We start from the raw sequence: 15,257 nt of genomic DNA, 5'->3' as shown, positions 1-15,257 counted from the left end.
TATTGAATGTTTCGTTTTTATACTAGAACGCATAGTTACCTGAAACTTTTTGACAAGAAATAGTTAATAATAGCTTAATTTATTATGTTATAATTCCGACCTTTAAAATTTATTTTAATCAAGAGGACCTGTATGGACTTTTTAATCTCTAATGCTTATGCTGTTGATGGGCAAACCCCTGAAAGCAATCCTTATTTTTTACCAATCATGTTAGTAGTTTTTGGGCTATTTTTCTACTTTATGATTATGCGACCTCAGCAGAAACGTGCTAAAGCACATCGTGATTTAATGGCATCAATTTCAAAAGGTGATGAAGTATTAACTAACGGTGGACTTATTGGTCGTGTATCAAAAGTTAACGAAAATGGTTACATTGCGCTAGAATTAAATGATACGACTGAAGTTGTGATCAAGCGTGACTTTATAACATCAGTCTTACCAAAAGGAACAATGAAATCACTATAATAGAATAGTATTTATTCGCTATTATTGTTCATTGTATTAATTACCTAATACCACAAGAGAATACGTCGTGTTAAACCGTTATCCTTTGTGGAAGTACATTATGTTGGTCGTCGTAATTTGCCTCGGCCTTCTTTATGCTCTTCCAAATATTTATGGTGAAGATCCCGCTATTCAAATTTCGGGATCAGATACTGCTGAAATTAACGTTGCTACGCAAGATAAAATCAAAAAACTTTTAACTGATAATCATATCGAACCAAAATCAATAGTTTATGAAAATAAGTCTATTTTAATTCGTCTTGGTGATAACGATACGCAGCTTAAAGCGAAAGAAATCATATCAGAAGCATTAGGTGAGCAGTATATCGTTGCATTAAATTTAGCACCAGCAACCCCAACTTGGCTTACGGTGTTAGGTGCAGAACCAATGAAGCTGGGGCTAGATTTGCGCGGTGGCGTTCACTTTTTAATGGAAGTCGATATGACAACCGCATTAAATAAACTCACAGAACAATCTATTGAAAACATAAAAACTGAATTTACTAATAGCAAATTAAATTATAAAACGATCAGCAAAGATGGTAATCAACAGATTGCAATGCAATTTGACAATACTGAAGATCGCAATAAAGCCATCACTAAGATCAGTGGAATACAAGATTTCAAAGTTGTTTCTCAGAGTGAAAATAGTATTGTAATCAATGTCAGTGAACAAAGGTTACAACAAGCCAAAAGCGATGCTGTACAACAAAACACTACAATTTTACGTAATCGTGTTAACCAGTTGGGAGTTGCTGAACCAATTGTTCAACGCCAAGGTGCAGATCGTATAGTTGTTGAATTACCGGGTATACAAGATACGGCATTAGCTAAACGTATTTTGGGGGCAACTGCAACACTTGAATTTAGACAAGTTAATGAAGAAAGTTCCCCTAACATGCCCGCAATCTTAAAAGGCGATATGCGTATTCCTTATGGTTCAGAAATTAAATATATGGAAAACGGTCGCCCAGTACTACTTTATAAGCGTATTGTATTAACAGGGGATCATATAACTGATTCTTCATATCGTGCTAATCAATATGGTCAACCCGAAGTTGCTATTACTCTTGATGGCTCGGGGGGTAAAAGAATGTTTGATTTTACCCAAAAAAATCTTCATAAAGCAATGGCAACATTGTTTGTTGAATACAAAGATACTGGCAAACGTGATGAAAACGATAAACCAATTCTTGAAAAACAAGAACGTATTATCAACGTAGCGACGATTCAAGGTATTTTTAGTGACCGTTTTCAGGTAACGGGTATTGGTAATATTGATGAAGCTAAAAATTTATCATTATTATTACGTGCAGGGGCTTTAATTGCTCCGATTCAAATCATTGAAGAGCGCACTGTTGGACCATCAATGGGGCAAGAAAATATAACTCAAGGGTTAGAATCTTGCGCATGGGGTTTAGCGATTTCAGTCATCTTTATGTTAGTGATGTATCGTCTGTTTGGCGTATTTGCTAGCCTTGCATTAGTTGCTAACTTAATTTTAATTGTTGGTGCAATGTCTTTACTTCCTGGGGCAACGCTAAGCATGCCAGGTATTGCGGGTATTGTGTTAACCGTTGGTATGGCTGTTGATGCCAACGTACTGATTAATGAAAGAATAAAAGAAGAACTTAGCAATGGACGCAGTGTTCAGCATGCAATTAATGAAGGGTATGCTGGTGCTTGGAGCAGTATTTTTGACGCCAACCTTACCACTTTAATTACTGCTATTATTCTTTATGCAGTCGGTACAGGCTCAATTAAAGGTTTTGCCATTACACTAGGCATCGGTATTGTAACATCGATGTTTACATCGATTGTCGGTACTCGTGCATTAGCCAATCTTATTTATGGCGGTCGTCGCGTTAATAAGTTATCAATTTAGAGGTTTATTGTGGTTATTAATAAAAAAGAAAATCATGATGTTAGAGATTTAAATCATGGTCGCAGAGTCCTCGACTTTTTAAAATTTGGCTTTATTGCTTTTGTGATTTCAATGTTATTGGTAGTCGCATCTTTTGTGGTTATTTTTGTTAAAGGATTTAACCTAGGACAAGACTTCACTGGTGGTACGACAGTAGAACTCACAGTAACAAAAGTGGTTAACCTTGATGACCTTCGTAATAGTTTACGCGATGCGGGTTACCATGAGCCGATAGTGCAATATTATGGTAGCAGTAAAGATATCATTATTCGATTACCTTCAACTAAACAAGAAGATGGCAGTACGTCATCAGCTATTGATAATGCACTAGGTACAAAAATTTCCAATTTAATACATAAAGATATTGATGCCGATGCTCAAATCAAACGTATTGAATTTGTAGGACCAACAGTAGGCTCTGAACTTGCCCAAGATGGTATATTGGCAATCTGTGCCGCATTAGTGTGTATTCTAATCTATATTGCCTTTCGTTTTGAATGGCGATTTGGTACTGGTGCGGTTGTTGCCTTAGCGCATGATGTTATCATCACCGCAGGTTATCTATCATTATTTGAACGAGAACTAGATTTAACTATCATTGCTGCAATGTTATCGATAATTGGTTATTCGCTCAATGATACCATTGTAGTTTTCGACCGAATTCGTGAGAATTTTAGAAAGATTCGACGAGCAGATCCTTACGATGTTATCAACATCTCGTTAACACAAACATTGCACCGTACTTTGATGACGTCAGGTACAACCCTTGCAGTGGTCGTTATTCTGTATATTTTCGGTGGTTCAATGTTAAAAGGTTTCTCTGAAACATTAGGAGTTGGTATTGTGCTTGGTACAATCTCATCAATTTATGTGGCTGCGTATATGTCACTCAAATTAGGCGTAAAACGTGAACACTTTATGCCCCCTAAAATTGAAGCAGAAGGTGCAGATCAACCTTCAATATTGCGTTAATCATGTGAACTCTGCCATTAATTGGCAGAGTTTTATTAGACTGTTTTTCAAACAAATAGTACCAAACTAATTGACACTTATCGTTTAGTTGCATATTATTAGCCACAGTTTTATCCCTTTCATTTGGGGCCATAGCTCAGCTGGGAGAGCGCAACGCTGGCAGCGTTGAGGTCAGGGGTTCGATCCCCCTTGGCTCCACCAATTCAATATTCTGTAAGATCCTTTAAAACCCATTAAAATACAAAAAATCAGCGAATCTTTTACTAGCAGGATATAAACAAAATTTTTAGTTATATTATTGTGTTATTGGGCGGTATCAATGTAAAACGAAATTGATTTAATAAATAAAAAAAATCAATTAATTATTAAATATCTCCAAATATTAAACTCAATTCTATTAAAAGCGCACAATCAATTTTGTATATATAAATATAGTGCAACGATGACACCTACTAAGTGATACTTTTGTGCATAATCTAATAGTGATAGCATATAAAAAGTTAAATAAACAAAAGGTATAAAATCGTGACTTATAAACCTACCCAAGCGCCAAACAAATGTGAGAATATGAACCACATTCGTGCCGAAATAGATCAGATTGACCATTCCATAATTAAATTGCTTGCTACACGCTTTGAATACGTCAAAGCTGCCAGTAAGTTCAAACAAATACCACTGACGTACAAGCCAAAGAACGTTTTGACAGTATGCTAGAGCAACGAAAACAATGGTCGAATGAATTAGGGCTCAATGGCGAAATCATCAAAGATCTTTATGCAAATATTGTGCGATATTTTATAATGAAGAATTGAAACATTTTAAAAACAAAGAAAAATAAAAATAGAAATCCCATTAAAAGATGTTCATAAAATTCATTGATTTTATTATTTTTTTGAAAAAGTCAATGACCTCATCTTGTAAACTTTTCAGTTTATCGGTGCATGTTTTAATGGGGATATTGCCTGAACTATTTTTGTTTTGAAAAATAGGATAGAAAATCAAGGCAAATACTTAAAATAATCATCTGTAAACTTTAATAAAATCAATGGTTTTTATGACATGTTTTGTAGTTGATTTCTCCAAAAAATCCTCAAAACTACAAAAGTTGTTTACTTTTTTGAGTCTTGGTTTACAGTATCTTTGTTATTTTTTGATAAAGGATAATACGTTAATAAAATTAAGAAGGAGGTAAAATGGCTTATGCAAATAAACAGCAGTTATTAGATGAAATAAACAATACAGCCAAGTTGTTTATTGATGAGTTTACAGTTTTGTCTGAATCACAAAAAGACACCTTAGTGGAGGGTGTTGATCGTACTCCAGCACAAATGATTGCTTATCAACTAGGTTGGCTTAATTTGGTGAAATCTTGGGATGATGATGAGCTTGCTGGTCAAACACCTGAATTACCGGCCCCTGGATACAAATGGAATCAATTGGGTAATTTGTATCGGCAATTTTATAAAACATATCAATACCTATCATTACAGGCATTAATTCAAGCATTTAATCAGCAAATCACCATTTGGAATGATTGGATTCAATCTTTGAACGAAGACACTTTGTTTATAAAAGATAGCCGTAATTGGACTAAACCTTATCCTGAATCTTGGACTGTTGCTCGATTTATCCATATCAATTCTGTGGCGCCTTTTAAATCGTTTAGAGCAAAAATAAGAAAGTGGAAAAAGCTAAATGCATCAGTTTAAAATTATATTCAATATAATGTAAGGAGAATAATATGGCCTTTACAGAAACAGAACGACAGCAATTGATGGAGCTTAAATTTGTGGGTGCCAAAATTATTGAAAGACTTGAAGAGATGAGCTTTGATTCTTTCGATAAATTGCGTAATGCTAGTTTAGATGAAATCCTTAACAAAGGTGCGTTATTAACAGGTTCAACTTGTTGGAAAAACAGCCATCAAGCAAAAACGGCAATAAGTAATATTTTGAGTTTAGTCAACAATACGTAATATCCCTTTTTATGAGCGGTAAGTGCATCCAACTTTTCAATTGAACAATGATAATCGATTTTTTGATTTCTTATCTATTTTTAAGATATTTATACTGAAACGTATAGTTACCGGAAACTTTTTTACAAAATTCTATTATCTCTAATGTCTAGAGAACAGCAAAATCATTACTATCAAGAGATTATTGAGGATGGTTTATCCCTATGTATATAGGGAATAGTCTAATTATAACTAATTGTTTTATAATTAAGATAAAACAATTAAATTTCTACCAAATTTTTAGTTTAATTTTTGATCATTTTTACTGGTACATAGATGAGTTATTAACTTGCATAAAATCCTATCTCTTTTGAGTAAAACGTCGAGTTTTTATTTTTTTGATTAATATAATAATTGCTTAAGATCTACGTATTTGTGGTCTAATCTTTTCTGAACTTTTCTGATCAAGTTGATAAAACGATTCGCTCATTTAATTTTATTCCTTTTGGAAATAGATACTTTGCACCAAGTAAGATTGCTTCAAAAGAATATTAATTGTTTTTTATATTAAAAGTATATATCGATGCTGATTATATACAGTTGATTTAATATAGCTTGTTTAATATAAAAATAAAGTAATATTCTAAGCTAACTTTATCATTTTATATAAACTTTATTAATTAGGTTTTGCTCATTTAGTTGAAGTTTGGCAAAATAGGCATCTTAATCGGGGATTATAATTGTTTTAAAGAACTTATTTGTTAATAATCAATAAGAAGTTACATAAATATGCTATTGTCAAATAGAGCAGGAATGGAATTAGGATGATTAGTCGAATTAAACAACCTATAAAAAAATTATTCATCTTGAGTTGCCTAAGTAGTATTGCCATTTGTTCTGCACCTGCTTTTGCCGATGAAGAAAAACAAATTTTACCGCAAACAATTTCACCTCAAACTGAGGAAGAAACCGATGTTAATATTCCTGTTCAATCATCTCAGGATAAACAAATTGATATCGTTATTCCTACTAAAAAACGTGAGGTAATTTACCACAAAACCATCTTTTCACTTTCAGGTCAACCAAAGTATCATGTTGACTTCCAACATGTTGATTATGTAAATCCTAATGCACCTAAAGGTGGAATAATTAAACTGCCTAAGAATGTCTCCAATTTTTGTTGACCGTTACACAACCCTTATTTAAGAATTATCGCTAATTTAAACGGAACAATTTCGCAATAATTAAATTGAAAAAAACAGTTGATCTGCATATAAAAACATCGTATTTTAACTTATCCAATATAGATTATTTTTATTGTGATGCCATTCAGGAAGAAATTGTTAATGTTATTGAATTGGCGGGTTTTACGTTAGATAAATCAAAGCACGATCAACTCGCGACAGCCATTAAAGAATTTGTCAAGAAAGGTAGCGTAAAGCTCAGTTCATCAGTCGAAAGCTCATTAGAAACAGAAGCTGCAACATCTCTTGCTGTTAAGCTTGCGCGCGACTTAGCAGGGCAGGCAAAATGGCACGCTGAGAATCACGTAGTTCAGAAAAATAAAAAATAAATGAAAAACAATTATCTGGAGATATTTCGTTAAACGCATCAGATGTGGGCGCGTTATCTAAAAGCGACTTTTACACGAAGCTCGGTAACCCAGGCTTTGAAATTATGCCTAGCGGATTGATACGGCAGTGGGGTACAGCTCAGTTCCCGCCTGTTGGCGATTACAATTCGGTTACAATTAACGGCACAAAATATTATACAAACTATCATCAAATACTATTACCGATTTCATTCCCTCATAATTCTGATTCCGTAAATATTACAATGGCGTGTGGAACGATGGAGCTTCAATCTGTTATGTTTGGTACATTCGCGACAGCAAACTTGAGCGGAAGCCCTTCGAGATTAACTATAGCAGTTACTACGCCAGTGCTAGGTGCGTTATTCACTGTTCATTATGAAGTTATAGGACATTAATATGAAAATATATGTTAGTAAATCAAGCATGGGATTTTATTTTGACGTTATAAATACTAATTTCTATTTTGGTGGTGGAGCTGGCGGGAGTTGAACCCGCGTCCGAAATCTCTACATCCTCGGTACTACATGCGTAGTTTGTTTTTGAATTTCATCTACCCGCTGCGAACAAACACGCTACTGATAGACTAGCTTGATTAAGTTTAATGCTTCCGCCTCAAGCAAGGCTTCCACACGATCTCGTTTGGGTTTGACTCCTCTTGATCCCCGTCCTACGAGCGGAGGCTAGGGAGAGAAGGCTCTATACAGGTTATTAAGCTGCTAGTGCGTAGTTTTCGTCGTTTGCGACTATTTTTTTGCGGTTTATTTACGAGGCCTACCGCACCTCGGCATGCACCTTGGGTTTCGCAAATCCCGTCGAATCCAGAATCAGCCCCAATTGTGAATTGTAACTAAGAACAATATCAGGGCATTATAGGTGAATTCAAGATGGAATACAAGTTAGCCAACGTCAAGGTTAACCCAGTTGTAGGTTGGTTTTTCATCTTTTAATGCTGTGATGATATTATCAACAGTACATTTTGCCATTGCATATCGTGTGTCAGCCGTTGCAAAGCTGACTTGAAGTGATAATAAGACATCATCATAAAGTTTGTAGTAAAAAGGGAATTGGTGGGTAGCAGTTCAACTCTAAATGCATCAAATCCTGCGGCTTTGCTCGTTTTATTTTATAGTGCTCCAAACAGCGCTTATTGATCAACAATTTTTTACGGGTATTGTAAATAAGTATTCTTGAAGGCTTTATTAAAGCTAATTTTTCTTTTGTGAATAGTTGAGTAGTTTTTTTATGGATTAAAGGTAGAATGATAACAACAAAATCGGCTTGTTTTAATACATTATCTAGAAATATATAATCAAGCGGATAAGTTAACTGATGAATTAGCAGATCGCCCTTATTCTAGCTGTAAAATAGATGCAAAATCAAAATTAATAAGAAAAAATTCATTTAAAATCGATTAATTTGTTTCGACCAAATCATTTTTACCGTTGTTATCAATTAATTTTGTAGATGCTGACTGCTTACCATTTATCTGAAGGTGATAATTAGCTTGCCCAAAACGTTAATAATCAACTTTTTGATCCTCCGATGATTCAGCTTTTTCTATCGCTAATTTATTTACATTGAATGGCTGAGTATTTTTATCTTTAATCTATTTATTTTTACATAATCACTGATTACAGCTCTAGCTTGTTTAATTGCTTCTTCCAACCCTTTGTCCCACCTGTTTTTTACTTTCCCCGTTATTTTACAACAATATAATTAGAATTAGTTGTATTACTATCGCTGTTAATTTTAGGATACCAATTCAATTATGATTTGAAGATTTGAAAAATTGTTAAAAATTCCAGTTAATTATATATTTCAATATAAAAATAAAATTTGTAACAGTTAAATTGAAAAATTTGCTGTACGATTATTTAGTACTTCTATTAAAGTAAATATGTAAGATTTATAACTTTTTATAAATATTTAAAAAAGTTTTATATAATATAATCAACATGTTAATTATTTCTTTATTAAAATATTAAGAAATATATGAAATTAAATTGAACTTTTCCCCATTTAGTCTGTCTATATTAACAGATTACGTTTTTCATTTTTTGCCTTCCATCCGAGTTTTCGGGTGGATTTTTTTGCCTGATATTCCTTTCATATAAATATTTTTAAAATCTTTTCTTTTTCCATTTATTTATTAATAACTACTTGCTTTAGTATTTTTACTTCTTTTTTTTTGCTTTAAAATAATGCGTATAGAAAGCTAGTATTGCTAGAATTTTAATTATTTAATAAATAGCGCCTTTTCTTTGGTTATCAAGTCTTATCATAAATTGTTTTAAATTTTTTTGAATACTACTATTTTTAATAAAAGATTGAGCAATGAGCTGTACTTTGGTTGCGAAATAGTTATGTGAGCAGAGAGATTATTATGTTATTTTCAAAAAGAACACAAGGGCACTTAATCGCATTAATGACAGTGTTTCTTTGGGGAACAACATTTATTGCAACAAAAGTTTTATTGACGGATTTTAAACCAATAGAGATCTTGTTTTTTCGATTTGGACTTGGCTATCTAGCCCTTTGGATCTTATCACCGCGCTTTTTTGCTTGGCAGGGGATTAAGCGAGAGTTTATGTTTTTATGTGCAGGGTTGTGTGGTGTAACTTGTTACTTTTTATGTGAGAATATTGCATTAACTTATACTACAGCTTCAAATGTTGGAGTAATTACCACTTTAGCACCAATATTTACTGCAATACTATCTATTTTCTTTTTAAAAACCGAAACTCCTCCTAAACGTTTTTATGTCGGCTGTTTATTTGCAATTATTGGTGTTGGACTAATTAGCTTTAATGGTAAGTTTGTGCTTTCGTTAAATCCACTTGGTGATCTGCTTACTATGTTGGCTTGTTTATTTTGGGCTTGTTATTCGATTTTAACTAAAAAAAGTAGCAATTATGGCTACAATACTATTTTGTTAACAAGGCGATTCTTTTTTTATGGTTTGATGTTAATGTTTCCTGTATTATCTTTCTTTGACTTTGATTGGAATTTATCACGTTTTACCGATCCTGTTAACATTTTTAATTTTTTATTCTTAGGTGTTGGTGCCTCGGCTATTTGTTTTTCATCTTGGAACTATGCTGTTAAATTAATTGGTGCAGTTAAAATTAGTATTTATTTATATTTAGTTCCAATTCTTACTATTATTGCGGCTGTTATTATTTTGAACGAACCTTTCACTTGGATTGCTGCTATCGGAACATTATTTACGCTTTGTGGTGTGTTATTATCAGAAGGTGTAGTTAGGGTAACAAAAAAATAATTTTTTTATTAAGTCGAACATATAAAAAGGAGCATTAGCTCCTTTCAGATTGATGACAAAGAACTCGATTTTATTTAATAAATTTGCAATATTTTGATATCACTAATCGAAATTATTGTATTCTTTTATCGATTGCATCCATGATAATTTGCCCTAAATGCTGATAATCTTCGTCAAAATGATGGCCTCCGGGTAATTTGAATGCTTCACCTTTCATTTCTGGCTGTAAACATCCAGTATCGTCTTTCTCTTCTTCACCATAAATACAAAATAGTTTACTCGCTGGTATGTTATTAACTTCTGGACCTGTTTTCATTTCATTACCAGATTGACCAAGCCAACCACTGATTTCAATTTCAAAATTAGCATTTTTTGAAAATGCGATCATCACAATCGCTTGAACACTATTTTGATCTGTAGTTGATAACCGGTTATAAAGTGCAGGTAAAATATCTCCACCGAATGAATAGCCTGTAAGCACGAAACGAGTTGTACCCCATTTTTCGCGATATTGTTGCATCAAATAGGCGAGATCTTTTGCACTACGCTCAACAGAACGGTGTTGCCAAAACAGTTTTAAAGCATCGACACCAACAACAGGGTAACCATGCGCTGCCATATATTCAGCAGATACTTTGTCTAAGTCACGCCATCCCCCATCGCCAGAATAATAAAGAGTAACGGTTTTAGGATGAACTTCTTTACTCGTTGCGGGTAATTCAATAACAGGTAGCTGTTGATGATCACCAAATAAAATTGAAGATAAATGCAAACTTAAAAGCTCAACAGGTGAGGTTTGGTATTCGCCAATTCCTGTGGTGACAGCAATCTTTTTCTGTTCTCGTGGGAATACGGCAACATTTTCTTCGGGTGGATTATTCCAAATTACTTGCCACGTTCCGTGGTTAGCTTGTTTTGGCAATGGATCATCACAATCTTTATGATCTAATATGAATTCTATTGATAATGCTTTAGCATCATCACTTTGCTGTTCTGCTAGCCATCGATAAGCAAAAGTGGCACCTTCTCTCATACCTGCAACAGCAAAATTAGATTCTCCTAATATGTTTACAGCTTGGTTTAAGCGATTTTTTTGCTCAGCACAAGTTGCTTGCGGTTTTAATTCAAACTGAACTAGTTTGGCGCCCATTTTTTCAGATAAGTTTAATAGTTGTTGTTCTGTAAAATGATTGTTGTTAGTTGCGACAATAATAGCCGCAGCTTCGGCTGTTTGTTTAGGTTTTGCCGATATGATAGAAAAGTCATTTTCGATTGTTATCGTTTTTACTGACGCACTATCTTGGTTTTTTATCAAATACCAACCAACAAATCCTAATAGTACTATGAGTATCATAACAATTAAAAATAAAATGCAATGTGTTATTTTTTTCATATTATGATCTCTTATTCTTTTTTAATCCCGTTATTCCGCCTGAAATTAGCATGGTGGTATCAATGATTGCAACTAAAGGATCAAGCCCTGCTGGAGCGGCCATATAACGTGGTTCCCAGTGTGTTGCAAACTTCTCTTTAAAGCGACGTAATCCTTGGAAGTTATAAAAACGTCCACCTCGTCTAAAAACTAGTGCACCTAGTCTTTGTATCATGGGAGCGCCTCGACGTCTTTGCATACCTGCAAGTGGAACCATCCCTAAACTGAAGAATATAAAATCTTTTTGTTGATAATGTAAAATCAACCCAACCATTAAAAACTCCATAGTTAATTTAGGAATATCTTGGACAACACGCATTAAATCAATGCTTGCACTATAGTTTTGATTTGTTTCTAGTAGATTTACAAAAGCAATAATACGACCTTCATATTTTATTGCCGCAATAGTGAAATTATTCAAGTATTGTTCAGAAAAAGCGCCTAACGAAAATTGCTTTTCTTTAGCGTGTTTGCTTTTTAACCATGCATCTGAAACTACTTTTAATTCATCAAGTGGTGCTGTACCTGGAGAATAAAATACTAAAGATAGACCATCTCGTTGACCTCGATTCCACGTGTAGCGAAGATCTTTATAATCTTTTGAGCTTAAATCAAATTGTTTTAAATTAACTAAGGCTTCTTCACCAAGCTTAATAGTTCTAAGACCAATATCCATATAAAAAGGTAAATTTGCTGCTTTAACTTGATAAAAAACCGGACGAAGATTATGTTGATCGCACAAATCTCGAAAAGTCCAAATTAAATTGGCTCGATCAGTACTGTTCCCAATTGGATCATAAAGAGCAATCATGCTTCTTCCTCGCTTGGCATACATTATAAAAGCAGTTTGTGATTCATTGAAAAGTAATGACTTATCGCCGCTCATGGCTAGCCCACCTTCAGGTTGTTTTGAATCTAAAATAATTTGATAAGCTTTATTTAGCTCGTTTTGTTCAGGTTGAGTTAGAATTGGTGGCGCAGGGCGAAATAACCAAAACAACATAATAAAGCTTAACAAAATAAAACTGCCTAAAGCGGCACGAAGTGCACGCGGTACTCGGCTGTCTAACTCAAATTGCCACCATAAATCGTGACTATAAGGAATATCTTGATATATAAATAAAATTAGCCATACAAAAAGCGCAATAATGCAAAAGCAGATGACAAAGGATTTAATTGAAAAAGGTAATATGCTTAATCGACTTTTACGATAGAAAGCATGTTTAAAATGGATTAATAATATTGCTATAATTAATAATACACTGGCTTCAATCCAATGTAATCCGCGTAAAAGTGAGCAGATACTACCTAAGAATAATAAAATAATTGAAATGCCCCATGCAAAATAGAGTCTTCGTCTTATTCCTACCGCAAGTAATAAGCATAAAACGCCAATTAAACTTGCAATTAGATGAGCAATATTGACTATTTTACTGGGGATAAAGGTGCTGACTAAATGGTGATTAAACCCAGGGAGTACACTTGAAAACATCATCACCACACCGGCAAAAAATACAGCTGCCGCCATGATGGGCGCTGCAATTCCTGTTTCTGTCTCTTTGACTTGAGGTGCGGTTAAAAAATGTTTTCCTTCATTTATTAAAAGTAAAATAGCTGCCAAAATAAGGGGGATTAAAATATAAATAATGCGATAAATGATTAATGCAACGGTTAATGAAGCTATATTAATTTCGGATGAGAATGCTGCTAGCATAATGGCTTCAAATACACCAACACCACCAGGAACGTGACTCAATACTCCAGCTACTAACGCCAGAATATAGATCATAATAAAGGTGACAAAATCAGGGTGTTTTGGTAAAAGAAAATAAAGTACTGCCCCAGCTAAAATGGCATCAAATAGAGTAATAATAAATTGGTAAGATGCTAAACGAAGATTAGGAAGACGGATAGGCCATCGAAATAATTGATATAATTGGGTGTTGTTATTTGGTTTTTCTGCTAATCGGTTATTTTGCAAAAAGATAAATAGCACACCATAAAAGCAAATTACGCTACATGCAATTATCCACACACTATTTGCTGATAAATGCAAAGCTAACATCGTATTTTTGGGATGAATTAAAGCGGTAATCGCTGCTAATAATGGTAAAGTGAATCCTAATGATAAGGTAACAAAAATTGACATTCTGGCAACATCAATAGTTGTTAATCCTTGTTTAAAATAGAGACGACAACGCACCGCACCACCAGATAATGCCGACAATCCGATTGCATTACCGATAGCTGAGGCACAAATTCCGCCTAGTACAATAGTTGTGGGTTTCAATTTGACGCCCGCATAACGTGCAGCTGACCATTCGTAGCAGATCAACATTAAATAACTACCAATGGCAGATAAACACGAAAATAAAATTGTAGGCATTGAAAGGTGATGAATAGCTCTTTTTAGTTCATTAAGATTGATTGCCTTAAGTAAGTGCCAACACACAATCAGTGCTATAAAAAAAATAGATAGACCAAATAGTAGAGCTATAAATTGGCGATAACGAGTGAAGTATTCTATTAACTGCCAAGGCAAAACTTTACGCGTTGATATTTTCACTTAATCAACTCCAATATTTGCTTTGATAATATTTTGATGTGCGCATTCTACCTTTCCATTTTAGTGAAAACAATCGTGATAAAATAAAAAAAAGATAAAAAATATTTACATTCAATGTTTTTCTATATGTAGATATTTCATATAAAAATAATAAGACTATCTATTTAGCCTAAATTGATATTGATTTACTATATTAAATAACGTATTTGCTAATTATTTAGCATATATATACATAAAATTTTTATGTGTTTATCATTCTGTCTTTAATTAATTTGTTGAGTAAAAATGAGATGAACGAATTATCAAATACCTTCTTAACAAAGGAACAACAAAAGCTTGTTTTGGATGTTCAATCTTTTGTTAAACAGAAACTATCCAATGATTTTTCTGGTCATGATATGGCGCACATTGAACGTGTTGTAAAGTTAGCAAAAAAGATTTTACAGCATGAACCAAAAGCGAACGGTTTTATTGTGATTGTTAGCGCTTATTTACATGATGTGATTGATGAAAAAGTGGTTGCTGATGTGAGTCAAGCAATAATGGAATTGCGTGATTATTTAACGTCTCTAACACTTACCGACACCGAAATTAAGATGATTTTTGCTATCATCGAGAATATGTCATATCGAAAAAATCTTAATCAGAAAAAAGAATTATCACTAGAAGGGCAGATCGTACAAGATGCCGATCGTTTAGATGCATTGGGTGCAATTGGTATTGCTCGCACCTTTTATTATGGCGGTAATAAGCATAATATTATGTACGATCCTAATATTTCACCACGAACTTCACTGGATGAAAATAATTATAAACATCCTAATACCGTTATTAATCATTTTTATGAAAAACTTTTTTTACTTAAAGATATGATGAATACCCCCATAGCTAAAAAGCTAGCCGAGCCAAGACATCATTTTTTAGTTCAGTTTGTTAAACAATTTGAAAAAGAATGGCAAGGAGAGGATTATTCTTACTGAAAATTAGTTTATCGATAATAGTTAGAGTATGAATAATTAATTTTTGAAAAA

Annotated in this window: 14 protein-coding genes, 1 tRNA gene and 1 other RNA gene; 12 read left to right on the top strand and 4 right to left on the bottom strand. The window is 33.5% G+C overall.

Translation table 11 applies throughout. The features are described 5' to 3' along the window. Positions 1–132 precede the first annotated feature (132 nt). The 10 genes from yajC to ACGH49_RS01020 all read left to right on the top strand — a co-directional run bounded on the left by yajC (position 133) and on the right by ACGH49_RS01020 (position 7,343). A complete protein-coding gene (gene yajC / locus ACGH49_RS01065) occupies positions 133–465 on the top strand; it encodes a preprotein translocase subunit YajC (RefSeq protein WP_065605733.1) in 333 nt (110 codons plus the stop codon). Between the two features lie 67 nt (positions 466–532). Next, positions 533–2,389, top strand: coding sequence for a protein translocase subunit SecD (gene secD, locus ACGH49_RS01060; RefSeq protein WP_081297965.1), 1,857 nt, complete (start codon positions 533–535; stop codon positions 2,387–2,389). A gap of 15 nt (positions 2,390–2,404) precedes the next feature. Further along, positions 2,405–3,400 (top strand): protein translocase subunit SecF, encoded by a 996-nt coding sequence (gene secF, locus ACGH49_RS01055; protein ID WP_411587967.1) that lies wholly within the window; start codon positions 2,405–2,407, stop codon positions 3,398–3,400. A 125-nt stretch (positions 3,401–3,525) separates the two neighbouring features. Further along, positions 3,526–3,601, top strand: a tRNA-Ala gene (locus ACGH49_RS01050). Between the two features lie 366 nt (positions 3,602–3,967). Further along, positions 3,968–4,114, top strand: coding sequence for a chorismate mutase (locus ACGH49_RS01045; protein ID WP_411587966.1), 147 nt, complete (start codon positions 3,968–3,970; stop codon positions 4,112–4,114). Positions 4,115–4,593: 479 nt separating this feature from the next. Further along, on the top strand, positions 4,594–5,109 hold the full coding sequence (locus ACGH49_RS01040) for a ClbS/DfsB family four-helix bundle protein (protein ID WP_411587916.1): 516 nt from the start codon (positions 4,594–4,596) through the stop codon (positions 5,107–5,109). 32 nt (positions 5,110–5,141) lie between these two features. Beyond that, complete coding sequence (locus ACGH49_RS01035) at positions 5,142–5,375, top strand: hypothetical protein (RefSeq protein ID WP_065639027.1); 234 nt, start codon at positions 5,142–5,144, stop codon at positions 5,373–5,375. Between the two features lie 803 nt (positions 5,376–6,178). Next, the gene (locus ACGH49_RS01030; RefSeq protein ID WP_411587915.1) at positions 6,179–6,538 is read left to right on the top strand and encodes a hypothetical protein; all 360 of its coding nucleotides are present in this window, start codon (positions 6,179–6,181) and stop codon (positions 6,536–6,538) included. Positions 6,539–6,603: 65 nt separating this feature from the next. After that, positions 6,604–6,927 (top strand): tail fiber protein, encoded by a 324-nt coding sequence (locus ACGH49_RS01025; RefSeq protein ID WP_411587914.1) that lies wholly within the window; start codon positions 6,604–6,606, stop codon positions 6,925–6,927. Between the two features lie 104 nt (positions 6,928–7,031). Next, the gene (locus ACGH49_RS01020) at positions 7,032–7,343 is read left to right on the top strand and encodes a hypothetical protein (protein WP_411587912.1); all 312 of its coding nucleotides are present in this window, start codon (positions 7,032–7,034) and stop codon (positions 7,341–7,343) included. 72 nt (positions 7,344–7,415) lie between these two features. Here the strand turns inward: ACGH49_RS01020 and ssrA are convergent. Further along, positions 7,416–7,780: a transfer-messenger RNA gene (gene ssrA / locus ACGH49_RS01015) on the bottom strand. A 206-nt stretch (positions 7,781–7,986) separates the two neighbouring features. Then, positions 7,987–8,253: an NAD(P)-dependent oxidoreductase gene (locus ACGH49_RS01010; protein WP_411587965.1), complete on the bottom strand. Its 267-nt coding sequence runs from the start codon at positions 8,251–8,253 to the stop codon at positions 7,987–7,989. A 1,078-nt stretch (positions 8,254–9,331) separates the two neighbouring features. On the opposite strand from ACGH49_RS01010, the gene ACGH49_RS01005 reads away from it, so the two are divergent. Further along, positions 9,332–10,228, top strand: a complete 897-nt coding sequence (locus ACGH49_RS01005; protein WP_411587911.1) for a DMT family transporter — start codon at positions 9,332–9,334, stop codon at positions 10,226–10,228. A 112-nt stretch (positions 10,229–10,340) separates the two neighbouring features. Here the strand turns inward: ACGH49_RS01005 and ACGH49_RS01000 are convergent, their stop codons facing one another. Beyond that, positions 10,341–11,621 carry a virulence factor family protein gene (locus ACGH49_RS01000; RefSeq protein ID WP_411587909.1) on the bottom strand — a complete coding sequence of 427 codons (1,281 nt, stop codon included), beginning with the start codon at positions 11,619–11,621 and terminating at the stop codon, positions 10,341–10,343. Position 11,622: 1 nt separating this feature from the next. After that, positions 11,623–14,226: a bifunctional lysylphosphatidylglycerol flippase/synthetase MprF gene (gene mprF, locus ACGH49_RS00995; RefSeq protein WP_411587907.1), complete on the bottom strand. Its 2,604-nt coding sequence runs from the start codon at positions 14,224–14,226 to the stop codon at positions 11,623–11,625. A gap of 290 nt (positions 14,227–14,516) precedes the next feature. On the opposite strand from mprF, the gene ACGH49_RS00990 reads away from it, so the two are divergent. Then, positions 14,517–15,206: an HD domain-containing protein gene (locus tag ACGH49_RS00990; protein WP_065575275.1), complete on the top strand. Its 690-nt coding sequence runs from the start codon at positions 14,517–14,519 to the stop codon at positions 15,204–15,206. Positions 15,207–15,257: the final 51 nt, after the last annotated feature.

The organism is Gilliamella sp. BG7 (genome assembly GCF_046635565.1).
GTDB classification, from domain to species: Bacteria; Pseudomonadota; Gammaproteobacteria; order Enterobacterales; family Orbaceae; genus Gilliamella; species Gilliamella apicola_P.
Note: the sequence above shows the minus strand (reverse complement) of the source record. Positions and strands in the feature narration are given on the sequence as shown.